Genomic DNA, 24,776 nt, shown 5'->3' on the forward strand with positions numbered 1-24,776 from the left:
TTTGTACGTTCAAATTTTGCCTTAGACATGCCAGTCTCCCCGCCAAACTTTTTTAATTGTTAAAATCAAAAACAGGCAAGGTACTCCCTGCCCAATCAAATCGAAATAATGGAGCCCGCAATCAGAATCGAACTGATGACCTCATCCTTACCATGGATGCGCTCTACCGACTGAGCTATGCGGGCCATATCTTCCAAACTAAAATGGAGCGGGTGATGGGAATCGAACCCACATAGTCAGCTTGGAAGGCTGGAGTTCTACCATTGAACTACACCCGCAAAATAGTAAACTCTTTAAACAAATGGTGGAGGGGGGAGGATTCGAACCTCCGAAGGTAGAACCGTCAGATTTACAGTCTGATCCCTTTGGCCGCTCGGGAACCCCTCCACTAAAGAGGTCGCATTTTCCGGAAATACCCGCTCGCTGTCAACCACTATCTCACTTTTAAATTAAAAAGCATCAAATTGCTGAGTAAAACGGATTTGGAATCGGCATCAGAAGTGACACCATAGTATACTGCATCGCTGTTTTTCTAATTAATAACTGGAGTTTTTTATGGAGCAATACCGTGGCACCACGATCCTGTCCTATCGTCGTGACGGCCAGGTAGTCATTGGTGGTGACGGCCAAGTCAGCCTTGGCAACACCATTATGAAAGGCAATGCCCGCAAAGTAAGGCGTCTTTATCATAATAAAGTGATTGCCGGATTTGCTGGTGGCACCGCAGATGCCTTTACATTATTTGAACGTTTCGAAGCTAAACTTGAAAAACATCAAGGCAACCTGACTCGTAGTGCTCTTGAACTGGCTAAAGACTGGCGTACGGATAGAATGATGCGCCGCCTCGAAGCTCTGCTGGCAGTTGCAGATGCCGAAGCATCTTTAATCATCTCGGGTAATGGTGACGTCATCGAGCCTGAACACGGCTTAATTGCCATTGGCTCAGGTGGTCCATTCGCCCAGGCTGCTGCAACAGCTTTACTGCAAAACACTGATTTATCTGCCAGTGAGATCGTTGAGAAAGGCTTGAATATCGCTGCTGATATCTGCATCTATACCAATCACAACCTCACTATAGAAACTTTGGATTACAACAAATAATGATGAATCAATCACTAACGCCAAAACAAATTGTTCACGAATTAGATAAACACATTATCGGACAGCACGAAGCCAAAAAAGCCGTTGCGATCGCCTTACGTAATCGTTGGCGTCGACAACAGCTTGATGCGACTTTACAACAAGAAGTGACGCCTAAAAATATCTTGATGATTGGTCCAACCGGTGTGGGTAAAACTGAAATCGCCAGAAGACTGGCTTCCTTGGTAAACGCTCCATTTATTAAAGTTGAAGCGACTAAATTTACCGAGGTCGGTTATGTCGGTCGTGATGTTGAATCAATTATTCGTGATCTAGCCGAAAGCGCGATGAAAATGTTGCGTGAAACTGCCATTAATGATGCCAAACCGCTTGCCATTGATGCGGCAGAAGAACGTATTCTTGATTCATTGCTGACACCTGCCCGCGGCACATTGACCGAAGAAGAATCAAATACCCGACAAAAATTCCGCAAAATGCTGCGTGAAGGCAAACTTGATGATCGGGAAATTGAACTGGAACTGGCACAACATCAGATGGGTGTTGAAATCATGACACCACCGGGAATGGAGGAACTCACCAGCCAGTTACAGGATATGTTCCAAAGTATGGGTAACCAACGCAAGTCAACCCGAAAACTGACCGTGGCCAAAGCTATGCGTTTAATCAGTGAAGAAGAAGCTGCCAAGCTGATTAACGAAGAAGATTTAAAAGCTGAGGTTATTAACCGTGTCGAACAAAATGGCATCGTTTTTCTCGATGAAATAGACAAGATTACTCATCGTGGTGAAGGCGCCGGCAGTGGTGCCGATGTCTCACGCGCAGGTGTGCAACGTGATTTATTACCTTTGGTGGAAGGCAGTACGGTTTCAACCAAATATGGCATGTTGAAAACGGATCATATTCTGTTTATTGCCTCTGGTGCTTTTCATTTGAGCAAGCCTTCAGACTTGATCCCGGAATTGCAGGGTCGTTTACCCATCAGAGTCGAGCTCAATGCGCTGACAACAGAAGATTTTGTCAGAATTCTGACCGAACCGGATGCCTCGCTTACTGAACAATACTCAGCTTTAATGGGTACTGAATCTGTTGATTTGAGTTTTACAGCTGATGGTATCAAACGTATCGCCGAGCTTGCCTGGCAAGTAAATGAAAAGACCGAGAATATTGGTGCCCGTCGTCTGCATACCCTGCTGGAAAGGTTGTTGGAAGATATTTCCTATGAAGCGGGTGAAGAATCTCAACAAAAATTTATCATTGATGAAGATTATGTCAGTCAACAGCTGTCAGAGCTGGTGCAGGACGAAGATTTGTCACGCTATATTCTTTAAGGACTTTTATGAGCCAGGCACCATTGCCAAGCGAAATTCAACTACATAAGCATTCCCGTAAACTGGAACTAGTCTACGGGGTTGACCATTATTTGCTATCAGCAGAATTCCTGCGAGTGCACTCCCCTTCTGCCGAAGTCCAGGGGCATGGTCCAGGTCAAGAAGTGCTTCAGGTGCAAAAAGAAAAAGTGGGCATCAGTAATATTGAACCAGTTGGCCATTATGCCATCAAAATTTATTTCGATGATGGTCATGACAGCGGTCTGTTCAGCTGGGAATATCTTTATGAACTCTCGATTAATCAAGATGAATACTGGCAAACCTATCTGGAAAAATTAATGGCTGAAGGATACGAGCGTCAACAAGACGCCTGAGGGAATTATGGAAGACAACAACACTACCCATTTTGGCTTCAAGCAAGTTCCTACTGAGGAAAAAGCTAAACATGTCGCCGAGGTATTTCATTCTGTCGCCGGTCGATACGACTTAATGAATGATTTGATGTCAATAGGGATTCATCGGCTTTGGAAACGTTTTACTTTACATAACAGTAATGTGCGCCGCGGTGCCAAAGTCCTGGATATTGCCGGTGGAACGGGTGATCTGACGGCAAAGTTCGCCGATATGGTTGGGCCAACCGGTAAAGTGGTGTTGGCAGATATTAATGCCTCCATGCTGAATGTTGGTCGTGATCGGCTTACCGATCTAGGTAAAGCCGGTAATATTGAATATGTTCAGGCCAATGCTGAAGCGTTGCCTTTTCCTGATAATACATTTGACTGTATCACCATTGCTTTTGGTCTGCGCAATGTCACGGACAAAGACAAAGCGCTTGCTTCAATGTTGCGGGTACTTAAACCAGGCGGAAAATTAATGATTCTGGAGTTTTCCCAACCTGTCAGCTGGTTAACTCCACTCTACGATACCTACTCGTTCAAAGTATTACCGGCGTTGGGCAAACTGTTTACCAATGATGCTGAAAGTTATCGCTATCTGGCTGAATCGATTCGCATGCACCCGGATCAGTCCAGCCTTAAAAAAATGATGGAAGATGCCGGTTTTGAACGCGTTGACTTCATCAATATGTCTGCGGGCATTGTGGCGTTGCATAGTGGTTATAAATTTTAAATCATGAGTTTATTGTTAAAGCCGCTTGAAATAGCACTAAATCATGCTTTGCGTTTTGATATGGAAAGTCATGAAAAGCTTCAGCATTTTGCCAATCGTAGTATTCGAATTGATATTACCAATCTGAATATTGCCGTTATCGTCAGATTTACCGATGATCGGATTCTGCTAGAAGCAGCCGAAGAACATGTCGCGGATTTAATGATCAAAGCAGATAGCTTTGCCTTGCTGAAACTAGTACAGCAACCGGACAGCTTGTTTTCCAATCAGATTCAAATCCGTGGAGATGTCCAGTTTGCCAAACAGTTACAGGACTGGCAGCAACACTTTGATTTCGACTGGGAGCAACAACTTGCCAGAGTTACCGGTGATACCTTGGCTTATCCGCTGGCTCAGAGACTTCGACGTGGTTTTGACTGGTTAAATTACAATCGCTCAGAATTTGAGCAAAGTTTGGCCGAATATCTACGAGAAGAAAGTCAGTATTTGCCGGATAAATCGCAAACAGAGCGGTTTATGCAAAATGTGGATCTGCTTCGTGCCGATACCGAACGACTGGAAGCCCGAATAAAAAGACTGCAAAACCTTATCGAGAAAAAAACATGAAGCTCAGTCAGTTCGGACGTTTATTGCAAATAAATCATGTGCTTGGTCGCCATCGTCTCGACGAATTGATTCTGGCCATACACTTTTTCCGGCCTTATCGTTTCCTCAGCTGGTTTTCACCCTATCGCTGGCGTCATAAAGCTGACTTGCCCAGAGGGGAGCGAATTCGTCTCGCGTTGCAGGATTTAGGACCGATTTTTGTCAAGTTTGGTCAAATCCTGTCTACCCGCCGAGATTTATTACCTGAAGATATCGCCGATTCATTGGCAAAACTGCAGGATCAGGTTGCGCCCTTCCCTAATGATGTGGCGTTAGCTCTAATCCATGCTGCTTATGAAGAAGGCGAACCGGAACGTATTTTCAGTCATATTGAAGCTGAACCATTGGCCTCTGCATCAATCGCGCAGGTACATGCCGCGACCTTAACTGATGGTAAACAGGTCATTCTCAAACTGGTACGCCCGGGAATTGAGAAAGTAATTCGTCGCGATGTTGACCTGCTTTATACCCTTGCCGGCCTGGCTGAAAAATACTGGTCAGAAGGCAAACGCCTGCGTCCCCGTGAGGTGGTTGCTGAGCTGGAAAAAAACCTGTTTGATGAGTTAGATATGCTGCGTGAAGCAGCCTCAGCATCGCAATTGAAACGGCATTTTGCTGATGAAAGGTTGTTGTACGTTCCGGAAGTTTACTGGTCACTGACCAGACCGAACCTGTTAGTACAGGAACGGGTATTTGGCGCACCAATCAGCAATATAGCGTTATTAAAACAACATAATATCGATTTAGAACTGCTGGCGACAATCGGTGTGGAAATTTTCTTCACCCAGGTCTTCAGACACAGCTTCTTTCATGCCGATATGCATCCGGGCAATATTCTGGTCGATGTCAGCAATCCACAATTGCCGCGTTATATCGCCATTGATTTTGGCATTATGGGTACGCTGTCGCCGGATGATCAACGTTATCTGGCTGAGAACTTTCTGGCATTTTTCAATCATGATTATCGCCGTGTTGCTGAGCTTCATATCCAATCCGGATGGGTACCGGCAGAAACCCGAATGGATGAATTTGAATCGGCTATTCGCAGTGTTTGCGAGCCTATTTTTGCCCGTCCACTGAAAGAAATTTCATTTGGGCAGTTATTGTTAAGACTTTTCCAAACTGCCCGACGCTTTAATATGCAGATCCAGCCGCAACTGGTTTTACTACAAAAAACACTGCTGAACATTGAAGGTTTGGGACGTGACCTGTATCCTGACCTGGATTTATGGCAAACCGCCAAGCCAATTCTGGAACAATGGATGAAAGAAAAGCTGGGTTGGCAGGCGGCCGTTAAATCACTGCAGAAAGAAGTACCAACCTGGGCAGAGACATTACCGACCTTGCCCCGAATGCTGCATGACCTGACCAAACAAGCTCAAGCGGGTCAATTGCATATGCAATTATCGTCTAAGGATTTGGACAAGATCCGTCAGGAAGTACGCCATTCCAGCTACCGTACGGCCACAGCCGTCAGTGGCGCCGCCTTTATTGTGGGTGCAGCTATTATCAAAGGTCTGGATGGCTATTCAGCCAATATTCTGGCTGGCATGCCCGTACTTAGTTGGGTTCTGGGACTTTGGGGTGGCTTAATGCTTTATTTCAGTCTGCGGCGTTCCGGCTAATCAGAACAAGCCACTGATAACACCTTTATCATCAATATCAATGCGTTCTGCTGCAGGAATTTTCGGCAGGCCGGGCATGGTCATCACATCACCGCAAAGCACGACTATAAATCCTGCACCTCTCGACAAACGAACATCACGAATGGTCAGAGTGTGCTGCTCTGGGGCTCCGCGTAAACCAGGGTCACTACTGAATGAGTAAGGCGTTTTTGCCATGCATACCGGTAAATCTCCATGCAATGATTGAAATTCGCCGAGTTTTTTCATTACTTTTTTATCAGCGATCACCTCATTTGCCCCATACAACCGCATGGCGACAGCATTAATTTTTTCCCATAACGTCTCGCTGTCGCTATACAGCAATTTACATTTTCCAGGTTGCTGTAACTTTTCAACTACCGTCTGAGCTAATAACTCGGCTCCCGCTCCACCTTCAGCCCAATGACGGGCTAAAATGGCAGTTGCCCCCATGGACTCAACAGCATCCTTAATCAACGCAACTTCCGCATCACTGTCCTGAATAAAGTGATTTATTGCTACCACGCATTCCAGACCAAACTCGTTTTGTAAATTATGTAAATGCTTACGCAGATTGGTTAGTCCCGATTCAAGCGCCGTTAGATTCTCAGCAGCCAAATCCGGTACATTAACACCGCCATGGTATTTCAATGCCTTAACCGTCGCGACAACTACCGCAAGATCAGGACGAATACCGGCTTTCCGACATTTAATATTAAGAAATTTTTCCGCCCCCAAGTCAGCACCAAAGCCAGCTTCAGTCACCACATAATCGCTAAGCTTTAATGCCATTTTGGTCGCGATAACTGAATTGCAGCCATGCGCAATATTGGCAAAAGGCCCACCATGAACAAACGCAGGATTATTTTCCAGAGTCTGCACCAGATTCGGTTTAATGGCTTCTTTAAGTAAAGCTGTCATAGCACCCTGAGCGTTTAGATCATTGGCATATCTTGGTGTGCCATCAATTGAATATCCAATCAGAATATCACCAAGCCTTTGTTTTAACTCGGTTAATGACGCTGCCAGACAAAATATTGCCATGACTTCTGAGGCGACCACAATATCAAAGCGATCCTCGCGAACAAAGCCATTTGCAGGCCCCCCCATCCCTATCGTGATCTGACGTAAGGCCCGGTCATTCATATCCACAACCCGCTGCCAGGTAATTTTACGGGTATCCAGCTGCAGGCTATTGCCATGGTGAATATGATTATCAATCATTGCTGCTAACAGGTTATGTGCTGCTGCTATCGCATGTAGATCACCGGTAAAGTGCAGATTAATATCTTCCATTGGAACTACCTGCGAATAACCGCCACCGGCAGCTCCTCCTTTTAACCCAAAGCAAGGACCCATTGAGGGTTCGCGAACACAGACGGTGGCTTTTTTGCCAATGCGGTTCAACGCATCACTGAGACCAATAGTCGTGGTGGTTTTACCCTCACCGGCAGGAGTCGGGCTAATGGCTGTAACCAGAATCAATTTGCCATCTGGTTTTGTCGCCAGATCATCCATTACCTGCAGAGAAACCTTGGCTTTATAACGTCCATAGCTATCCAGATCATCCACCTGCAATCCTAATTTTTGCGTGGCGATATCCGTTATATTCTGCATTGTTGCCTGTTGGGCGATTTCAATATCTGACATGCTATTATCCGAATTTTGACTCTGCGGGCATTATACGCGAGTTAGTATATGGCTCAGTATCTTGGCCGATAATTACTCGCCCCAGCGTGGCATCAATTGATGTTTTATGGAGGCTTGATCGAGAATTCTGGCCACCACGAAATCGACAACGTCTTCAAGTGTCTGCGGTCGGAAATAAAAACCGGGATTAGGCGGCATAATACAAACACCCAGCCGGGAGAGTTTCAGCATATTCTCCAAATGGATGGGCGAAAAAGGAGCCTCACGGGGGACAACGATCAATTTACGTTGCTCTTTAATCATTACATCAGCGGCACGATTAATCAGATTATCGCTGCCGCCACAGGCAATGGCCGACAAGGTTCCCATGGTACACGGGCAGACAATCATCGTGGGCACTGAATGCGATCCGCTGGCAAGTGGCGATGACCATTGCTGCTCGCCATACAGTTTTATCTGTCCGGCCTGGCAACTAAATTGTTTTTCCAGTACTTTAGTGGCATCTGCTGCACGTGAGGGTAGTTTCCAGTCCAGCTCATCGGCTAATACAATTCGACCAGCAGCAGAAATCATCAGATGCACGGTGATTCCCTGCAACAACAACTGCTCTAGTAAACGTTTGGCATAGGGAGCACCCGATGCACCGGTAATGGCCAGCGCAACTTGTTTTGAATCAGTCATTGTTCAACGCATCCAGGATTTTTTGATGAATGCCGCCAAAACCGCCATTGCTCATCACCACAATATGGTCGCCTGATTTACTTTGATTAACCAATTGCTCGACGACATCATCAATGTTTCGAAGCAGTACCGAGCCATCGCCGAGTTGTTGCTGAATGTTATCTAACGACCAGGTTAACTGTGGATCCTGATAGAGAATGACCATATCAGCCGCGTTTAGTGATGCAGCTAAGGTATGCTCATGCACGCCCATTTTCATCGTATTGGAACGCGGTTCCAATACGGCAATCAATCGCTGTTGACCTATGTTGGCCCTTAACCCTTGCAAGGTGGTAGCAATCGCCGTGGGATGATGGGCAAAATCATCATATACTTTGATTCCCCGACATTCACCTCGTAGCTCAAGGCGACGCTTAACACCTTTAAACTGGTTCAATGCTTCACAGGCATGCTCCACAGTCACACCAACATGATGCGCGGCCGCAATAGCTGCCAGGGCATTATTAACATTATGCTGACCAAGTAAAGACCAATCCACTTTGCCGGTATTTTGGTTGTGTTGCAACGTAAAGCTATGTCCATCTTCTGCCGTTTCAGCTAATTGCCAGTCAGCCTGTACATCATTCAAGGTTTGTCTTGGTGTCCAGCAGCCACGCTCCAGCGTCTGTTCTATTGCAGGGATAGCGTGCGGCGTAATCACCAAACCTTCAGCCGGAACAGTACGAATTAAATGATGAAACTGCGTTTGAATGGCAGCCAGATCAGCAAAGATATCAGCGTGATCAAATTCCAGATTATTAATGACTAAAGTACGCGGGTGGTAATGAATAAATTTGCTGCGTTTATCAAAAAATGCCGTGTCATATTCATCGGCTTCGATCACAAAGAAAGGGGTATTTCCAATCGCAGCAGACTGACCAAAATTACCGGGTACTCCACCGATCAAAAAACCAGGTTGCATACATGCATATTCCAGAATCCAGGCCAGCATACTGCTGGTCGTGGTTTTACCGTGAGTCCCGGATACCGCTAGCACCCACCGATTAAGCAAAATGTTTTCTGCCAACCATTGTGGTCCGGAGATATAAGGTAAATTACGGTTCAGCACATATTCTACGGCAGGATTGCCACGAGACATCGCATTACCCATAACCACCATATCGGGAGCCGGTTGCAAATGCTCCGGCAAATACCCCTGCATGACGTCGATTCCTGCGGCGGCTAATTGATCGCTCATTGGCGGGTAAACATTGGCATCAGAACCGGAAACATCGAAACCACGTTCACGAGCCAGTAAAGCCAGTCCCCCCATAAAGGTACCGCAGATGCCTAAAATATGGATATGCATTCAGGCTACTCCGGACATGACAAGGCCATTAATAACAATCGCCAGCACTACGTATAAAACCGTTAAAGCAACCGCCTTAGGTGCTGATGTTTCAATACTGCGGCGTATGATATGTGCGGTGACCATCAAACTCCATAACATCACCAACATCAGTGCAAACAAGATGAAATTTGCTGTATCTGATTGTTCAGCGTACTGATGAAAGGCCCATAGCAGTGGCATGGCTAACAGACCCAACAGACTGCCGGTGCCGGCCAATGCCATTAATGACTGTTGGTAACGCGGCAAAAAGTGGTTCAGGCGAAGCAGTCCATAAAGAAGAGTCGTTAATACGATCACATCTGTTAAACCAATCCATAGACTGATTCGGAATGACATATCAATTTGGTTGACCGATACGCTGACAATAAAATATATCAACAATAGCAATTGCATCAGTTGATTATTAGCCGGAAGGCTATCTGGTCCTGAACGGAACAGACAAATGTCGATTAAGCGCAGTATAACTTTCATGTGCGGCATCATAGCGCGTCAGCAATAGTTCACAAAATTTTTCTTGTCTCTTTTATATTTTTACTCATAAAAAAACCCGGCAACGCATAACGCTGCCGGGTTTAATTTTAGTTATGTTTTATACTCAGTCGTCCAGAGCAACACCCCATGGGAAGGAGCCGACTTCGATGGTTTTAATACGCTCCTGCTTAGCAGTATCTACAACTGAAACAGTGCCATCCACCCCGTCAGCAGTGTAAATCATCGAACCGTCTTTCGATAGATCCAAGCCCCAGACACGTTTGCCAACAGGAACATTACCTTTTAATTCCAAAGTTTCCGCATCGAGAAATGCTACCGAATTACCACGTCCTGTGGTGACATAAAGCATTTTATCATCAGGACTGACTTTGATATCCATCGGCTTTGAGTTCTCTACATCAATACCTGATTTCTTGATTACTTTCAGTGTTTCCATATCGATAATGGCAACTTCATTGCCAATTTCGCTGGTGGCATAAGCCAGACTGCCATTACTGTTAAAAGCCAAGCCTCTTGGACGTGCGCCTACAACAAGATGTGCCACTGCTTCGTATTTAGTTGTTTCAATAATATGCACCATATTGCTTGATTCACTGGTGACCAAAGCATATTTACCGGTTGGAGATACTGCTACACCCTCGGGTTCAATACCGACCTGAACCACTGCCAGCTTTTCACCTGATTTAGGATCAAGGAAGGTCGCCTCGCCATCATCTTCATTCGAAATCACAATATGACCGCTCACCGGATTAACCCCAAATGTTTCAGGATCATCACCTGCATCCAGGGTTTTGATAACTTCCAACGTTTTTACATCAACTACAGCAATGGCATTATCTTCACTGATAGCGACATACAGCATGGTTTGATCAGGCGACAGACCAATACCCCGAGGCCGTTGCCCTATATCAATTGTCGTTTCAACTTTATTGGTGCGGGAATCAATCACACTTACCGTATTATCTTTTTCATTGGTGGCAAACAAGCGATGAGTAGGTTCAGCCAATGCGGCGGTACTCGCCAGAATCAGTGAACTTAACAAAAGTGTTTTAAATTTCATTCAGCGTTCTCCATAGTATTTTTTAATTTTATTTGCAGGTAACTTTACCAAGACTATCCAAGCCACCTTTAAAACCACGTAACGGCGCTTCAGCAACAATTTTATTATCGTTATCTACTAACAATAGAATTTGTCGTAACTGCCCATTCTCACGGAAATTAGCGTTATCGCCTTTTTGTCCATCAAACACCAGGTCCGTTTTAAGATGATTCAACATAAACTCTGCATCATACTGCATGGTTTGCACCACTGAGTCTGCAATCATTTTGGTTCCAGCCCAGCCAGCCCATGCCTGGTCCGTCATTGCCTCACCTTGAGATTTTTTAAACCGGTTGTTTAACTGGCTAGCAGCAAACTTTACAAAATCTTCGTGCCAGCTTTGTACATTTGCAGGCTTATCCGGATTCTTTTCCTGCCACTGCGCTAGAGCATCAGCACGCATTTCATCACTTGGCGTGATATGAAATAGATTCGGCAGACAGGATTCACGTAACTCATCCGAGCGTGAAATAAGATTTATCACCGGTATTGCAGCAAACTGTTCTGATTGAGCCACTTTCATTATGTAATCGTCATCTGTCGCTAACAACAGCACCGTTTCAATCTCAGTTGTTTCCAGTGCATCAGGCTCCACGACTTCTATTTGGTATTTTTGTCCCAGGAACCCTCCCTGAAGATTGGCTTCCTGAAGTCCCTGTTGCACGCCAAGCCAGACTTGTCCTTCAGTGGGTCCAACATAATGCATGGTGACTTCAATTTCATCTGCCATCAGCCATTGTGGCCAGATAAAAAACAGGAACAATCCATATTTTTTTAGGTGATACATTCATTTCTCCTTCCTTTATAAAACCCTTTCAAAGATACGTACTTAGAGATCCTTGACCATCAGGAAAATCCTCAACCTTTCAGGAAATTATCCTAACTGCGCTCCTGCAAAAACATCATTATTTTTATAATCAATTAGTTATATAAATTTTACCCTGTAAATCTGCATATAGAATATTGAAACTGGTTGATATAAACCACATCCTTATTTGGCAAGATGTTTTTTCTCAAGATTTCTTGCCAGAGGCCGCTACGGTTCATACTAGGAACAGAGTGAGAAAAATGAAAAACAAATCACTGGAATTGGATCTGAGGCAAATCATGCAGGGACTTGAGGAATTTGCAACGTTCATGAGTTATCAAAGCAACTATGAGGGATTACGCATACTCAAAGTGGAAACTCAGCATGAGAATGTTCAAGATTACAATACCAGCCAACCTTCAGACAATATTGTATCTATGGAAAAAGCTCGCATTAAACGAACTGAATACGTAGACACTTTTCCCGCTGCCAAAAAATATCAATAAAAAAGGCCCGCATCATGCGGGCCTTTTAATTTTAAACCTGACTCCCATCAGGGTTAACTTCACCATCTTCATCTATTTCAGGCGGCATCAAGTCAGTCTTAGTTACCCCCATCAGCAATACAGCAGTGCCTGCAATATAAATAGATGAATAAGTCCCCACCAGAATTCCGATAAGCAGCGCCGTGGCAAAAGCGTGAATTACTTCACCGCCAAATACAAATAATGCCACAACAACCAGCAATGTCGTCATCGATGTCATGATGGTCCGGCCTAAAGTGGCATTAATCGAAGTATTAATTACTTCAAGTGGTTCCGCTTTACGCATCTTCAGAAAGCTTTCACGGATCCTGTCAAAGACTACAATGGTATCGTTCAGCGAATAACCTATCACGGCCAGGATAGCGGCCAACACTGTCAGATCAAAATCCAGACGGAAAAAAGAGAAAAACCCAACAGTAATAACAACGTCATGGACTAACGCCAGCACCGAGGCAATCGCAAAACGATATTCAAAGCGCAGTGCCACATAAATAAGAATACCAATCAGCGCATAAACCATCGCCAGACCGCCATCTTCAGCAAGCTCTTCACCCACCTGAGGCCCCACAAACTCGACTCTTCTGACCTCAACAGCATCGGTTTGCTCTGCTTGCAATAAAGCCACAACCTGATTACTTATTTCAGCCATATTTTCACTTTCAATAACGGGCAAACGTATCAGTACGTCCGTTAAAGAGCCAAAATTCTGAACTAAAGCATCACCGTAACCACCCTGTTCAAGTATTGAACGGACCTCCCCAAGGTCGACTGCCTGAGGATATCCCACCTCAATCATTGTGCCGCCGGTAAAATCGATTCCGAAATTCAAACTGTTGGTCACGATTGAATACGCCGAAATCAGTATTAATACTGCCGAAAATGCTAATGCAATTTTTCGGATCCCGACGAAATTAATGTTTGTTTCTTTGCTCAATAAATGCATGACACAAGCCTTAATTAAATGGACAGTTTTGGTCGTTGCTTACGGCCATAAACAAGGTTAATCACCATGCGTGTGCCTACAATCGCAGTAAACATTGAGGTCAAAATGCCTAACGTCAGTGTGATAGCAAACCCCTTAATGGTTCCGGTACCAAAACCAAATAACACTATCGCAGCAATCAACGTTGTAATGTTAGCGTCAGCAATAGTTGAAAATGCTTTTGAATAACCGGCATCAATACTGGCACGTGGGCTGTTACCCAGTCTTAATTCTTCACGAATACGCTCGAAAATAAGCACATTCGCATCAACCGCCATACCAACTGTCAGCACAATACCTGCAATACCTGGCATGGTGAGTGTGGCCTGTAACATTGATAACAACGCCACAATTAACACCAGGTTGGCTGCTAAAGCCAGATTAGCCACTGCACCAAACAATCGATACCAGACAATCATAAATACGAGTACCAGAGCAAAGCCGATCATTACTGAAGCAAAACCCTGATCAATATTTTCCTGCCCCAGGCTAGGCCCGACAGTGCGCTCTTCGACAATATCGATTGGCGCTGCCAATGCACCTGCACGTAATAATAAAGCAAGATCCCGTGCTTCAGTCGTACTGTCCAAACCGGTTATCTGAAACTTTTTACCGAGTTGATCACGAATAGTAGCGACACTGATAATCTCCGGGATTTGACGTCGTACACTGACTTCTTCGCCATCAATTATCTGTGTTTCAACTTTAGATTCAATGAAAACCACCGCCATCGGGTTACCGATATTGTCACGGGTAATATTGCTGAAAATGCGTGCGCCTTTTCCATCTAATGTCACCGATACGGCCGGCGAACCGGATTGACCGTCTATTGTTGAGGCCGCATTGATAACATGTTCACCGGTCAGCATCACCCGCTTATTCAATAGATAAGGTCTGCCATCGCGGTGATAATATAATTCAGAATTGGCAGGAACTCGTCCGTTGACCGCATCCTGAACATCACTTTCAAAATCGACTAAGCGAAATTCCAGGGTTGCCGTGGCACCAAGAATTTTTTTCGCCTGAGCGGTATCCTGCACACCCGGCAATTGAACAACAATGCGATCCTGCCCCTGTTGCTGCACAGTAGGTTCAGCGACACCCAGCTCGTTAATACGGTTTCGCAAAGTGGTGATGTTTTGTTGTAAAGCCAGGTTCTGCGTTTCGCGAACAATCGTGTCATTTAAGTTTATAGTGACGGTTGGACGCTCTGCATTTTCATCGATAGCAACCACAAGCTCATTGTATTCGCGATCGATTGCATCAATAGCCGCATCAAGATCTGCTGCTTCCCGAAAGCCAAAGGTCAAAACACCATTTTCAACGTTGACCTGGGTATAGCGAATTGTCTTATCACGTAATAAAATACGAATATCGCTGGCATAACTTTCGAGTGTTTGCTTCAACACCGCATCCATGTCCACTTCCATCAGGAAATGCACACCACCGCGTAAATCCAGACCAAGATTCATCGGTTCTGCCCCAAGAGACTGTAACCAGGCCGGAGTATTGGGTGCCAAATTCAAAGCGACGATATAATCTTCAGAACTCAGTTTCTGCTGAATAAGTTCACGTGCCTCGAGCTGTTCATTGGCTTCACTGAAACGAATCAATAAACGGTTTTCTTCCAGCACTACACCCTTGTATGGGATTTCAGCCTGTTTAAGGCTTGATTCGATTTCATTAACCAACTGCAAATCAACGCTGTTCAGTCTTCCGGCAGAAACCTGTACAGCAGGATCATCACCAAACAGGTTTGGCATGGCATAGATAATGGCCGTGAGTATTACAGCCACAACCAGTAAATTTTTCCAGAGGGGGTATCGGTTCATCTTGATATCCAGATAGCAAAAAGGCTGCTCGCAGGCAGCCTTTTCATATTTACAGTTTTTTCAATGTGCCTTTTGGAAGCACTGAATTGATTGATTCACGACGTACTTTAACTTCGACAGTTTCTGCAATCTGCAAGTTAATCGCGTTATCGTTGATATCATTAATTTTGCCCATCAAGCCACCATCCGTTACAACCTCATCACCTTTCGCTAGTGATTGCTGCATAGTACGGTGGGCTTTAGCGCGTTTTTGCTGCGGACGAATCAACATCACGTAAAAAAGCACTAATAAAATGATTGGGAACGCAAAATCAAGCAAGCCCGGCGAACCCGTTGATGCTGCAGTTTCAGCAAAAGCAGGTGAAATCAGAAAATCCATCATATTTCCTCTAAACTGGCAAATAAAAGACAGTGATTATGCCACAGCCAACTGCCGGCTGATAGCCAATTAACCTATTCTGCACGATCCTGACGCATTGCGTAAAACGATTGACGAAACTGTTGAAGATTTCCCGCTGCGATTGCGTCTCTCAGCTGTTGCATCAAGCGTTGATAATAATGCAGATTATGAATGGTATTCAGTCTTGGACCGAGCATCTCACCGGTACGATCCAAATGATGCAAATAGGCGCGACTGTAATTTTTACAGGTATAACAATCACAGTAAGGATCCAAAGGTCCTGTGTCCATTTTATGACGACTGTTGCGAATTTTAATGACACCTTCATGTACAAATAAATGACCATTTCGTGCATTCCGCGTTGGCATCACGCAGTCAAACATATCCACACCCAGACAAACCGCTTCAACCAGATCTTCGGGCCGACCGACGCCCATCAAATAGCGTGGCTTGTCCGTTGGCATTTTCTCGCTGAGGTGGTTGAGAATTCGCAGCATGTCTTCTTTTGGTTCGCCCACAGACAAGCCGCCGATGGCATAACCATCAAAGCCGATCTCAGTCAGACCTGCCAGAGATTCATCACGTAATGCTTCATGCATACCCCCTTGCACGATTCCGAATAACGCCGAGGGATTATCTCCATGTGCTGCTTTACTGCGCGCTGCCCAACGTAGCGATAACCGCATCGAAATGGCCGCGGTCTTTTCATCAGCAGGATACGGCGTACATTCATCAAAAATCATTACAATGTCACTGCCAAGGACGCGTTGCACAGCCATGGATTCCTCAGGCCCCATAAAGACCTTGTCACCACTGACTGGCGAGCGGAAATGCACACCCTGCTCAGTTATCTTGCGCAGCTCACCAAGACTGAAGACCTGAAAACCACCGGAGTCGGTCAAGATAGGCTTATCCCAGCGCATAAAGTCATGTAAATCACCATGTCGCTGGATAATATCTGTACCTGGACGCAACATCAGGTGAAAGGTATTGCCCAGAATGATCTCTGCTCCAGTGGCTTTGACCTCTTCCGGCGTCATTGCTTTAACTGAACCATAAGTCCCAACCGGCATGAAAGCAGGTGTTTCAATGGTTCCCCGGTCAAAACTCAGTTGGCCGCGGCGGGCAAGTCCATCCTGTGCTGATGTCGCAAATTTCATTGTGTTAACTCATCAAAAATTGGCGCACAGGATAGCATTATCGATAAGGTTTCAGTGAATTCAGACGCAATCCCCTGTCAGTTAAGGTAGGATCTGCATAAAATTTTTAGTGGAAAGCAGTATGAGTCAATCAAAAATTATTGTGGCGTTGGATTACCCCGATGCGAATGCCGCGCTTAATATGGCCGATCAGTTGGATCCTTCGCGTTGCCGCCTCAAAATAGGTAAAGAATTATTTACCCGCAGCGGCCCGGAAATCGTCAAAACGTTACAACAAAAAGGTTTTGATATTTTTCTGGATTTAAAATATCACGATATTCCAAATACTGTTGCTAAAGCCTGTGCAGCCGCTGCTGATTTAGGCGTCTGGATGATGAATGTTCATACTTTGGGTGGACCGGCAATGATGTCTGCAGCACGTGAAGCGATCGGCAGTCATCATGATGCTCCTCTACTGATTGGTGTGACATTGCTAACCAGCATGGAGCAGCAAACATTTGAAGCCATAGGTTTAGAAGGCACCATTCCCGAAACAGTCCTTCGGCTTGCTGTAATGGCAGCAGATAATGGCTTGGATGGTGTGGTTTGCTCGGCACATGAAACGGCGATGTTAAAAGCCGAACTGGGCAGCCAGTTTCAATTGGTGACCCCAGGCATACGTCCGGCAGGCAGTGCAAAAGGCGATCAACATCGGATCATGACTCCTGCCCAGGCTATTCAGGCTGGCAGCCATTATCTGGTCATAGGTCGTCCGATAACTGCTGCAGCAGATCCAATGCAAAAGCTGATTGAAATTGAAAACGAGTTACGTTAGAGACTCATAAAAAAGCCCGCAGCAAGCGGGCTTTCATTTGTATCAGTATCGTTTTTTAACAAATTAAACTTTAAATTTCCCTGAAGCATCCTGCAATTGAGAAGATAGACTGCTAAGTGTATCAACCGCTTCAGAAGTAGCACGTGCACCATCTGCAGTATGATCAGCAATCTGACTGATATTAACAATACCGCGATTAATATCTTCAGCAACTGAACTTTGTTCATTAGCCGCATTTGAAATCTGCGTGCTCATCTCATCCATGGTAGAAATCATCGCTGTTATAGTATCCAGAGCCGAACCAGCACTGGCAGCTTTTTCGACACTGGTCTTGGCGCTTTCACGACTTTCATTCATGACTTTCACGGCAGCACGAGCACCTTGCTGCAAACGCTCTACCATTTCTTCAATTTCGTGCGTGGATGACTGGGTTCTGGCAGCAAGCGTACGAACCTCATCAGCAACTACCGCAAAGCCTCTGCCATGTTCACCGGCACGGGCCGCTTCAATAGCAGCATTCAATGCCAACAGATTGGTTTGCTCTGTAATTCCGCGTATGACATCAACGATTGCACCAATATTACCGATATCCGCTTCGAGTTCACTTAAAGTCTCAGCCGCTTTTTCAACTTCGCTGGCCAGAGTATCAATAGATTGCATTGTCTCCAGTACCACCTGCTTGCCGGCTTTAGCTTCATTATCGGCATTACGTGCGGCTTCAGCAGCATTGGTTGCGGTGCGTGCTACTTCCTGAACAGAGGCAGTCATTTCATTCATCGCTGTCGCGACTTGATCAGTCTCTTCCTGCTGTTTTAATACTCCCGTCACCGTTTCTTTACTGATGACCGTCATGTTTTGCGTTGCGGTATTTAGCTGACTGACACCACCAATCAGCGTGTGCACCAGGTTGGCAACATTTTTGCGGGCACTGTCTAGTTCAAATGCCATCCAGCTGAAATCGCTTTTACCGGAAATGGCAATTTTTTGCGTGAGGTCGCCTTTCTTAATATTCTGAATTCCATTGACCAATGTGGTTGCGCGTTTGTCACCAAAACGTCCAATAACATGTGCCATAAACATGATCAGTGCACTACCGATAACAACAAATCCACCCACCACTTTAAGTTGTTGCATCGAGGTAACCGCGTTCAGTTCCATGTAGAACATTAACCCGGCCAGCACCACCAAACCGATAATGCCAAATCCGGCAACAATGTACATGCGTTTTCTCAGCGAATAATTCTCTAACTTAAACACGCCGCATTCTCCCTTCTATGTTTATAATTATTGTAATTATCATGCAAACACACTCACACCGACACTATTATCTGGTGAATCAACTGATAACTGTGTTGCTTCATTGTCCATATCGTCCGTTTCAACAATAACTTGAGCTATATTATTGCCGCCATGTAACTGTTCATCTTGCTCAGAACCCTGCGAAGGCTGATCCTGATGGCTTACTTCAGCATTATTCAATGCCAGTCCGCTTTCGTTGAAACTCTCACGTAATCTCGGCAGTGCCTGCTCCAAAGCATCCCTTGCTGCTGCATTTGAGGCAATAAAAGTAACATTGGTCTGATCATTTTGCATACTCAACCTGACTTCTACAGGGCCGAGATTAGCCGGATTCAGCCTTAACTCTGCTTGTTGAACACCCTCACGCGCCATCCAAACCACCCGGCTACTCATCACTTTGCCCCAAGCTGCACTGTTAAGCTGAGGTTGTATGTTCAGCGATAAAGCGGGATTAGCAACACTCGGTGTACCAGCCACAGACGTGGTCATACCGGGGATGGTAGAAAATACTAAAGGACTACTGAGTTTGCTGGCTGAACTTCTCTCCGCCTGAGGATCCAGTTGCCGCATCGCGGAAATTGTTTCAGCACTGGCGGTCATCAACTGTTCCGGCGTTTTTCCCGCCGTTTGCATCATTAACTTAACCTTTTCGGTGGTAACCGCGTCACCTTCCACATTTTGCTTCTGAATTGCCTGAAGTATATCTGCACGGATTGACGTTGCTGAAAAATCTGCATTATTCGATTTGCTCTGCATCGCAAGCACAGATTTTTTCATATCCTTATCACCTGACTGTGGAATATTTATTAATGGCGTTGTAGCGAGCTGCTGCTTTTCAGTTTTCTTTTCTGTCACGGGAGTAACAGCCAAAATCATTAAAGGATCACTTTCATCCTCACTCTCAGTCTTATCAATTTTGCCGTCAGTATCGACAATGATTTCTTTAGTCGGTGCTTTATCGGATTCCAGTTCTGAATTGTCAGCCGTTTTTTCCGTCTTATCTACCTTTTCCGATTTTTCAGGCGGCAATTCTTTGCCGTCTTTTGCATCCGGCTTTTCCGCTTTGGTGTTTGCTTCAGCCTGTTTATTATCTGTTTTAAGGTCATTCCTGGCCGGTTTATCTTGATCTGGTCGTTGAGGTTCATTTAGCCGACGATCCAGTTCCGACGCAAAGGCCGCATTATCTTTACTGTTGGCAGCAGAAGTTATGGCTTTGTCTGTATTGTTCGGGGCAACACTCAGCGAGGAGAGGGTCAGTTGTTGCGTCATTTCATTTCCTTAAACTCTGGTTAGTAGCCGTATAGCGCTGTTATAGGTAATGAATAGCAATGGCTGTGCCAGAATCGATATTTCATAGCTCAGTATTTTTAGTGATTACTTTAATCAACTGCGTTAATGCATTGGTTTGCTCAGACAACTGTTGGCTGATTTGCTCTATGGAATGGCGGCTGCGATTTTCCCAACCGATATGATTATGCGTCAGATCTTTTTCCAGTTGTTGTGAAAGCTCAATGCTTTTATTCAGCTGTTGCTGCTGCTGACCAGACTGAATTTTCAAAGGTTGAAGCAATTGACTCAATTGTTGGTTCAGCACTCTAATTTCCATTGAAAAGTCACGAAGCTGACGCGCATCATCACCCAGCTTTGCCGCTTCAACAGTACAATTTAACGCCAGCAGGCTGGTTTCAAACACGGCGTCATCTATTTCCTGCAACATAGCAGTTAAATGACTGTTTTGCAGTTGAACTTGGTAAAGCGTTTTTTCCAGTGCCGGTAGAATATTTTGTGCTAACGGAGCGTTTTCGTTCGGCGTTGAAGATAGCGATAGACCTGAACCAGTCGCACTATGAGGATAACATTCGAGCAGAAACCCCTCGGGCTTATCATTTTTGTAAAGAACCGAAATCGTTAATCGCACATCCAAAAAGTCGTTGCGTAAATCAATACTTCTAGGCAGCTGCTCGAAATCACTTAGCCACTCTATGGGGAAGGGAACGGCTTCAGCGAAATGTTGTAACGAAATACCTTTAAGTCTCTCAATATTAAGATCTGGAAACATTTTTTTGAGACTGTCTTGATACTGTTTTAGCAGTGTTTCTGCCGCTACATTGAGGTAACTTACCACCAGATTTAAATCGATAATAATCATCGGCGTGGCAGTTTGCTCGACGGCTAGCGAGGTAAGCACATACTCTGCTGCCGGAGCTTGATCTGTTTGATAAACCGTTACCGGCTCGGCTACCTGGCCAACAGGAGTCTGCATCAACTCAGCCACATACTGCAGAACATTTCTCCACGCTTGCAGTAACGTGTCATCCCATTCCTGCTCAGAAAATTCGGCAACCACGGATAACCAGTTTTCGATGAACATCTCATAATGGGATTGTTCGACACCATATTGCTGATGTCGCACTCCCAGCCCCTGAAGATAATCCTCGATCATTTCCGAGTCACGTAAATGCTGGATCAACAAAACCATCGATGCGAGTAATTTCTTATGTTGCCCTTCAATCGTGACTGATTTGAACAACGGCATTATCGCCGGGTATTCAGCAAATAATCGCTGATAAAAGCGCTCAGCTAATGCATCACTAAAACTCATTAACGCAGCAAAATTATGCTCGACCAGGGTTATATCTTGCTCATCCAGCCCTGCCAATCCACTAATAGGATGATGTTGTAGAGCATTCTCAGCCATCAGTCTGCTCTTCCCAATAGCAAATCATTTGCCAGAGACTGATAATCAGCTGGATTTGCAGACTCGTTATCGTATATCACCGTTTTTAGCACTCGCTTCGGAAAATACTGTGTCAATAAATCACCGAACTGGTAGGCAAAATCAGTACCGTCCGGCAATCTGTTTAAACATAACCATAACCTTATTGAATCAGATCTCAATTTCGCCACCCGTTGCAATACCGGTAGCATTTTTATCATACCGCGTAATGCACCATGCTCCGCAGAAACTGGTATAAGCATATCACTCGCAGCCAAAACGGCATTCGTGCCTAATAATCCTGAGATCGCAGCGCAATCAATCAGAATGATATCTGCATCTGATTGTATTGTCGAAGTAAGTAGTTGCTTCAGTTTAACACCGAGTTTTATTGATGGTGTTTGCTGTTCGAACAAATGCAGCTCGGGACCCGACGCAATTAAAGACAGTTGTTCGCTTAGAGGCAGTATTACATCACGGGCATCATCTTTAAAAGAAAGTAAAGCATCCATGCCAATTTGAGTTTCAGCTACCCCAAATTGTCGGGTGAGATCAGCCTGGGGATCCAAATCCAGCATCAGCACCCGATAACCCATTTCTGCCAGAATCACCCCCAGGTTTGCCGTGATGGTGGTTTTACCGACGTCATGGGTCTGATTCATCACAGCAATAATTCGTTTTGTCCCTTGCCCAAACATGGTTTAATTCTGTCCCTGTAGCAATTGCTCAAATAAATTAGCTATATCAAGTAAATGAATCTTTTGTGAATCATCATTCACACTATTTATCAGACACTGATGTGTGGATGAGCTGGATGCCATTTCAGCAAGCTCTGAGTGGTACATTAGAATCGTCACGTCGGTAACACTAAGCCCCAGTAGTCGTTGTGAATCCAATGGATGATGTAACAAAACCAGTAATGGACAGTTAAATTGATGAGGAGGGACGTCAACTTCAATCAATTTATTCATATTAACGACCGGCACAATCGCATTGCGAACATGCACAACACCAGATAACCATGAGTTCGTTCCAGGCAGTCGTAATACATTTTCCAACGCCAGGACAGTCGTAATACAATGGACCGGCAGCGCATATTGCTGATCTTCGATAACGATCAGCTGGTAAAGATCATTGTCCAAAGGCGAATTAGCAGACGATTTCATTGCTCACCGGCAATCGTAAGGGACATCAACAGCTTGCCAGGCTCGAGCAGTAAAGCAATATTTCCATCATTCAGTATTGCGACGCCCTTGACTCCATTTACATGACGATAATGCGGAAGTAAGGACTTAACAAGCAGTTGAGCCTGTTCAGCCAAACTGTCTACCTTCATTGCAAAAACATTGTTTTCAGTAGTCAGTAAAATGATAAAACCGGACTGATCATCTGTTTCCTGTACAGGCAACTGCAGGAATTGGCGAATATCAATCAATGGTACTTGCCGGTTATCATCAGTGATAAACCACTTTTTGCCTCGATGCCAGACTAACCTGCTGCTATGAGCAGCATAGCTATCCAGCACACTTATTAATGGCAATGCCAGCGTTTGTTGATCAACATTAATGAGTTGTACATCCATTAAAGCCTGATGAACAGGTATGTACAGGGTAAAACAGCATCCTCTGCCATGGCTCGAAATTAACTCAATTCGACCTCCCATATCGGTAATATGTTGCTTCACAACATCCAATCCGATACCTCTTCCGGAGATAGCATCTGCTGATACTGCGGTGGAAAAACCTGGCCGAAATACCCAGTCACTGAGCAGTTGTTGATCAAGCTTACTCCCCTGCAAATTGACCCCGAGCTGTTTTGCTTTGGCCAGGATCTTTTCTTCAGCTAAACCAGCTCCGTCATCACTGAATCGAATGATCAGTTGCTCATCAACTTGTTCAGCAATAATGTGGATTTGACCTTTTACAGATTTGCCGGACTGCTGGCGAAGCTCGGTGGGTTCAATTCCATGAGCGAATGTATTTCGCAAAAGATGGGTTAATGGATCTATCAACGAATTGACGATCATGCTATCCACCTCAATGGGCGCGATATCCATATTCAACTGGATTGGTTTATCGGTTTTATTCGCCAGATCAAATGCCATCCGGGGTAATCTTGCAAAAGCATCGGCCAATGGACGCATCGAAATATGTAACAGCTGTTGTTGCAATAATTGCTGTTGATGTTTCATCGCCTGATTACGACGCGTTAAACGAATTTTATCCGTTTGATTTAACTGGTTAGTAAGTGCAAACGTCTGCTTTAACTGTGTCTGTAATGTATGCGAAACGGTTAATAATGCTTGCAGATTGGCCTCGCTCATTTTGTATCGATTTGGCTCATTGACTCTTTTGGTCTGCGCTAAAGCCAATACTTCTACCGTGAAATCACAGACATGTTTTACCCAGTCAAACTGCGAGATAATTTGTTGATAGCTCACTTCAGCCGTAAGTGTTATTTGCCAGCGCAGGTAACATTTATACAGGTCAAAATCTGCAAAATCGGGTAATTTATCAGTAAAGACGGAAACCTTTACCGGACCAAACTGGCGTAATGCTTTGATAATCCGTAATGGATCATGGCCGTTTTCAAAAAACTGCGGATGTGGGCCAAAATCAATTTGCCAGACAGAGCCATTCATTTCCGGCACAATCGGTGGTTTACCATTATTCTGATTTTGCTGATCCAGACGATTTATCCTAGCAAGGCAATTTGCCAGATTTTCGGCCTGTATTGCTGGATCTGCTTCAGTACCACTTAAGCATTGCCGGCAAAAATCAATTGCCACCAACAGTCCGTCCCTGTCTTGGCTGGTAAGTTGGCGGTTTTCCGTCAGAATATTCTCGATGGCATGACAAACTTTTGCTATTGCTTCATTTTCGAAACTGGCGGCAGTCCCCTTGAGGGAGTGCAATAGTCTGAGAGTATCTTGCCAATGGGCATCGCCGCTGGTGGAGCTCTCCAATGACGATAAGAGCCAATCCTCTATTTGGTTTAATGTTTCCAGAGCTTCCTCATGAAAAGCAGCTGTGGCAGAGGATAAAAGCGGATGCATGGCAATCG

The 24,776-nt window shown here is 44.9% G+C and carries 24 protein-coding genes and 3 tRNA genes; 8 read left to right on the forward strand and 19 right to left on the reverse strand.

Going from position 1 to position 24,776, the window contains the following annotated elements; genetic code table 11:
* Nucleotides 1-109: 109 nt before the first annotated feature.
* From B3S93_RS14800 to B3S93_RS14810, 3 genes are all read right to left on the reverse strand, one after another.
* Nucleotides 110-185, reverse strand: a tRNA-Thr gene (locus B3S93_RS14800).
* Between the two features lie 19 nt (nt 186-204).
* Nucleotides 205-278: transfer RNA gene (locus B3S93_RS14805), tRNA-Gly, on the reverse strand.
* 24 nt (nt 279-302) lie between these two features.
* Nucleotides 303-387 (reverse strand) — tRNA-Tyr (locus B3S93_RS14810).
* A 168-nt stretch (nt 388-555) separates the two neighbouring features.
* On the opposite strand from B3S93_RS14810, the gene hslV reads away from it, so the two are divergent.
* From hslV to ubiB, 6 genes are read left to right on the forward strand one after another with little or no spacing between them, the layout of a single operon-like run.
* Nucleotides 556-1,101 (forward strand): ATP-dependent protease subunit HslV, encoded by a 546-nt coding sequence (hslV, locus tag B3S93_RS14815; RefSeq protein WP_014707506.1) that lies wholly within the window; start codon nt 556-558, stop codon nt 1,099-1,101.
* A complete protein-coding gene (hslU, locus tag B3S93_RS14820; protein WP_292400770.1) occupies nt 1,101-2,429 on the forward strand; it encodes an ATP-dependent protease ATPase subunit HslU in 1,329 nt (442 codons plus the stop codon). The genes hslV and hslU overlap by 1 nt, the downstream gene beginning before the upstream one ends.
* A gap of 8 nt (nt 2,430-2,437) precedes the next feature.
* On the forward strand, nt 2,438-2,803 hold the full coding sequence (locus B3S93_RS14825; RefSeq protein WP_292356319.1) for a DUF971 domain-containing protein: 366 nt from the start codon (nt 2,438-2,440) through the stop codon (nt 2,801-2,803).
* A gap of 7 nt (nt 2,804-2,810) precedes the next feature.
* The gene (gene ubiE / locus B3S93_RS14830) at nt 2,811-3,557 is read left to right on the forward strand and encodes a bifunctional demethylmenaquinone methyltransferase/2-methoxy-6-polyprenyl-1,4-benzoquinol methylase UbiE (RefSeq protein ID WP_318988379.1); all 747 of its coding nucleotides are present in this window, start codon (nt 2,811-2,813) and stop codon (nt 3,555-3,557) included.
* Between the two features lie 3 nt (nt 3,558-3,560).
* Complete coding sequence (locus B3S93_RS14835) at nt 3,561-4,163, forward strand: ubiquinone biosynthesis accessory factor UbiJ (protein ID WP_292400773.1); 603 nt, start codon at nt 3,561-3,563, stop codon at nt 4,161-4,163.
* Entirely contained in the window at nt 4,160-5,827 is a 1,668-nt protein-coding gene (ubiB, locus tag B3S93_RS14840) for a ubiquinone biosynthesis regulatory protein kinase UbiB (RefSeq protein WP_292400776.1), read from the forward strand. Before B3S93_RS14835 ends, ubiB begins: the two co-directional genes overlap by 4 nt.
* On the opposite strand, the gene B3S93_RS14845 is transcribed toward ubiB, so the two are convergent.
* From B3S93_RS14845 to B3S93_RS14870, 6 genes are all read right to left on the reverse strand, one after another.
* Entirely contained in the window at nt 5,828-7,495 is a 1,668-nt protein-coding gene (locus tag B3S93_RS14845) for a formate--tetrahydrofolate ligase (RefSeq protein ID WP_292356313.1), read from the reverse strand.
* A 72-nt stretch (nt 7,496-7,567) separates the two neighbouring features.
* Nucleotides 7,568-8,176: a UbiX family flavin prenyltransferase gene (locus tag B3S93_RS14850; protein WP_292356312.1), complete on the reverse strand. Its 609-nt coding sequence runs from the start codon at nt 8,174-8,176 to the stop codon at nt 7,568-7,570.
* Nucleotides 8,169-9,524 (reverse strand): UDP-N-acetylmuramate:L-alanyl-gamma-D-glutamyl-meso-diaminopimelate ligase, encoded by a 1,356-nt coding sequence (gene mpl / locus B3S93_RS14855; RefSeq protein WP_292400779.1) that lies wholly within the window; start codon nt 9,522-9,524, stop codon nt 8,169-8,171. Before mpl ends, B3S93_RS14850 begins: the two co-directional genes overlap by 8 nt.
* Nucleotides 9,525-10,037 (reverse strand): hypothetical protein, encoded by a 513-nt coding sequence (locus B3S93_RS14860; protein ID WP_292356308.1) that lies wholly within the window; start codon nt 10,035-10,037, stop codon nt 9,525-9,527.
* Nucleotides 10,038-10,161: 124 nt separating this feature from the next.
* On the reverse strand, nt 10,162-11,118 hold the full coding sequence (locus B3S93_RS14865) for a PQQ-dependent catabolism-associated beta-propeller protein (RefSeq protein ID WP_292400782.1): 957 nt from the start codon (nt 11,116-11,118) through the stop codon (nt 10,162-10,164).
* Nucleotides 11,119-11,146: 28 nt separating this feature from the next.
* Nucleotides 11,147-11,944 (reverse strand): ABC transporter substrate-binding protein, encoded by a 798-nt coding sequence (locus B3S93_RS14870; RefSeq protein ID WP_292356305.1) that lies wholly within the window; start codon nt 11,942-11,944, stop codon nt 11,147-11,149.
* A gap of 176 nt (nt 11,945-12,120) precedes the next feature.
* Here B3S93_RS14870 and B3S93_RS14875 point away from each other — a divergent pair, with 176 nt between their 5' ends.
* Nucleotides 12,121-12,471, forward strand: coding sequence for a hypothetical protein (locus B3S93_RS14875; protein WP_292411631.1), 351 nt, complete (start codon nt 12,121-12,123; stop codon nt 12,469-12,471).
* 31 nt (nt 12,472-12,502) lie between these two features.
* On the opposite strand, the gene secF is transcribed toward B3S93_RS14875, so the two are convergent.
* From secF to tgt, 4 genes are all read right to left on the reverse strand, one after another.
* Nucleotides 12,503-13,453 carry a protein translocase subunit SecF gene (gene secF / locus B3S93_RS14880; protein WP_292356302.1) on the reverse strand — a complete coding sequence of 317 codons (951 nt, stop codon included), beginning with the start codon at nt 13,451-13,453 and terminating at the stop codon, nt 12,503-12,505.
* Nucleotides 13,454-13,467: 14 nt separating this feature from the next.
* Nucleotides 13,468-15,324, reverse strand: coding sequence for a protein translocase subunit SecD (secD, locus tag B3S93_RS14885; RefSeq protein WP_292400785.1), 1,857 nt, complete (start codon nt 15,322-15,324; stop codon nt 13,468-13,470).
* 49 nt (nt 15,325-15,373) lie between these two features.
* On the reverse strand, nt 15,374-15,703 hold the full coding sequence (gene yajC, locus B3S93_RS14890) for a preprotein translocase subunit YajC (protein ID WP_014707521.1): 330 nt from the start codon (nt 15,701-15,703) through the stop codon (nt 15,374-15,376).
* Nucleotides 15,704-15,777: 74 nt separating this feature from the next.
* On the reverse strand, nt 15,778-16,884 hold the full coding sequence (gene tgt, locus B3S93_RS14895; protein ID WP_292400788.1) for a tRNA guanosine(34) transglycosylase Tgt: 1,107 nt from the start codon (nt 16,882-16,884) through the stop codon (nt 15,778-15,780).
* Between the two features lie 121 nt (nt 16,885-17,005).
* Between tgt and pyrF the strand changes: the two genes are divergently transcribed.
* Nucleotides 17,006-17,698: an orotidine-5'-phosphate decarboxylase gene (gene pyrF / locus B3S93_RS14900; RefSeq protein WP_292400791.1), complete on the forward strand. Its 693-nt coding sequence runs from the start codon at nt 17,006-17,008 to the stop codon at nt 17,696-17,698.
* Nucleotides 17,699-17,761: 63 nt separating this feature from the next.
* Here pyrF and B3S93_RS14905 read toward each other — a convergent pair whose 3' ends face one another.
* From B3S93_RS14905 to B3S93_RS14930, 6 genes are all read right to left on the reverse strand, one after another.
* Nucleotides 17,762-18,955 carry a methyl-accepting chemotaxis protein gene (locus B3S93_RS14905; RefSeq protein ID WP_292400794.1) on the reverse strand — a complete coding sequence of 398 codons (1,194 nt, stop codon included), beginning with the start codon at nt 18,953-18,955 and terminating at the stop codon, nt 17,762-17,764.
* Between the two features lie 39 nt (nt 18,956-18,994).
* Nucleotides 18,995-20,266: a flagellar hook-length control protein FliK gene (locus B3S93_RS14910; RefSeq protein WP_292400797.1), complete on the reverse strand. Its 1,272-nt coding sequence runs from the start codon at nt 20,264-20,266 to the stop codon at nt 18,995-18,997.
* A gap of 82 nt (nt 20,267-20,348) precedes the next feature.
* Entirely contained in the window at nt 20,349-21,695 is a 1,347-nt protein-coding gene (locus tag B3S93_RS14915) for a globin domain-containing protein (protein ID WP_292400799.1), read from the reverse strand.
* Complete coding sequence (locus B3S93_RS14920; RefSeq protein ID WP_292400802.1) at nt 21,695-22,411, reverse strand: ParA family protein; 717 nt, start codon at nt 22,409-22,411, stop codon at nt 21,695-21,697. Before B3S93_RS14920 ends, B3S93_RS14915 begins: the two co-directional genes overlap by 1 nt.
* Before the next feature lie 3 nt (nt 22,412-22,414).
* Nucleotides 22,415-22,879 carry a chemotaxis protein CheW gene (locus B3S93_RS14925; protein WP_292400805.1) on the reverse strand — a complete coding sequence of 155 codons (465 nt, stop codon included), beginning with the start codon at nt 22,877-22,879 and terminating at the stop codon, nt 22,415-22,417.
* Nucleotides 22,876-24,768 (reverse strand): chemotaxis protein CheA, encoded by a 1,893-nt coding sequence (locus B3S93_RS14930; protein ID WP_292749206.1) that lies wholly within the window; start codon nt 24,766-24,768, stop codon nt 22,876-22,878. Before B3S93_RS14930 ends, B3S93_RS14925 begins: the two co-directional genes overlap by 4 nt.
* Nucleotides 24,769-24,776 lie beyond the last annotated feature (8 nt).

The organism is Methylophaga sp. UBA3613, assembly GCF_002375415.1.
GTDB lineage: Bacteria > Pseudomonadota > Gammaproteobacteria > Nitrosococcales > Methylophagaceae > Methylophaga.

Excerpts from the sequence above, each read along its gene's own strand:
- hslV (WP_014707506.1), top strand. The coding sequence starts at position 556 with ATGGAGCAATACCGTGGCACCACGATCCTGTCCTATCGTCGTGACGGC.
- hslU (WP_292400770.1), top strand. The coding sequence starts at position 1,101 with ATGATGAATCAATCACTAACGCCAAAACAAATTGTTCACGAATTAGAT.
- B3S93_RS14825 (WP_292356319.1), top strand. The coding sequence starts at position 2,438 with ATGAGCCAGGCACCATTGCCAAGCGAAATTCAACTACATAAGCATTCC.
- ubiE (WP_318988379.1), top strand. The coding sequence starts at position 2,811 with ATGGAAGACAACAACACTACCCATTTTGGCTTCAAGCAAGTTCCTACT.
- B3S93_RS14835 (WP_292400773.1), top strand. The coding sequence starts at position 3,561 with ATGAGTTTATTGTTAAAGCCGCTTGAAATAGCACTAAATCATGCTTTG.
- ubiB (WP_292400776.1), top strand. The coding sequence starts at position 4,160 with ATGAAGCTCAGTCAGTTCGGACGTTTATTGCAAATAAATCATGTGCTT.
- B3S93_RS14845 (WP_292356313.1), bottom strand. The coding sequence starts at position 7,495 with ATGTCAGATATTGAAATCGCCCAACAGGCAACAATGCAGAATATAACG.
- B3S93_RS14850 (WP_292356312.1), bottom strand. The coding sequence starts at position 8,176 with ATGACTGATTCAAAACAAGTTGCGCTGGCCATTACCGGTGCATCGGGT.
- mpl (WP_292400779.1), bottom strand. The coding sequence starts at position 9,524 with ATGCATATCCATATTTTAGGCATCTGCGGTACCTTTATGGGGGGACTG.
- B3S93_RS14860 (WP_292356308.1), bottom strand. The coding sequence starts at position 10,037 with ATGAAAGTTATACTGCGCTTAATCGACATTTGTCTGTTCCGTTCAGGA.
- B3S93_RS14865 (WP_292400782.1), bottom strand. The coding sequence starts at position 11,118 with ATGAAATTTAAAACACTTTTGTTAAGTTCACTGATTCTGGCGAGTACC.
- B3S93_RS14870 (WP_292356305.1), bottom strand. The coding sequence starts at position 11,944 with ATGTATCACCTAAAAAAATATGGATTGTTCCTGTTTTTTATCTGGCCA.
- secF (WP_292356302.1), bottom strand. The coding sequence starts at position 13,453 with ATGCATTTATTGAGCAAAGAAACAAACATTAATTTCGTCGGGATCCGA.
- secD (WP_292400785.1), bottom strand. The coding sequence starts at position 15,324 with ATGAACCGATACCCCCTCTGGAAAAATTTACTGGTTGTGGCTGTAATA.
- yajC (WP_014707521.1), bottom strand. The coding sequence starts at position 15,703 with ATGGATTTTCTGATTTCACCTGCTTTTGCTGAAACTGCAGCATCAACG.
- tgt (WP_292400788.1), bottom strand. The coding sequence starts at position 16,884 with ATGAAATTTGCGACATCAGCACAGGATGGACTTGCCCGCCGCGGCCAA.
- pyrF (WP_292400791.1), top strand. The coding sequence starts at position 17,006 with ATGAGTCAATCAAAAATTATTGTGGCGTTGGATTACCCCGATGCGAAT.
- B3S93_RS14910 (WP_292400797.1), bottom strand. The coding sequence starts at position 20,266 with ATGACGCAACAACTGACCCTCTCCTCGCTGAGTGTTGCCCCGAACAAT.
- B3S93_RS14915 (WP_292400799.1), bottom strand. The coding sequence starts at position 21,695 with ATGGCTGAGAATGCTCTACAACATCATCCTATTAGTGGATTGGCAGGG.
- B3S93_RS14920 (WP_292400802.1), bottom strand. The coding sequence starts at position 22,411 with ATGTTTGGGCAAGGGACAAAACGAATTATTGCTGTGATGAATCAGACC.
- B3S93_RS14925 (WP_292400805.1), bottom strand. The coding sequence starts at position 22,879 with ATGAAATCGTCTGCTAATTCGCCTTTGGACAATGATCTTTACCAGCTG.
- B3S93_RS14930 (WP_292749206.1), bottom strand. The coding sequence starts at position 24,768 with ATGCATCCGCTTTTATCCTCTGCCACAGCTGCTTTTCATGAGGAAGCT.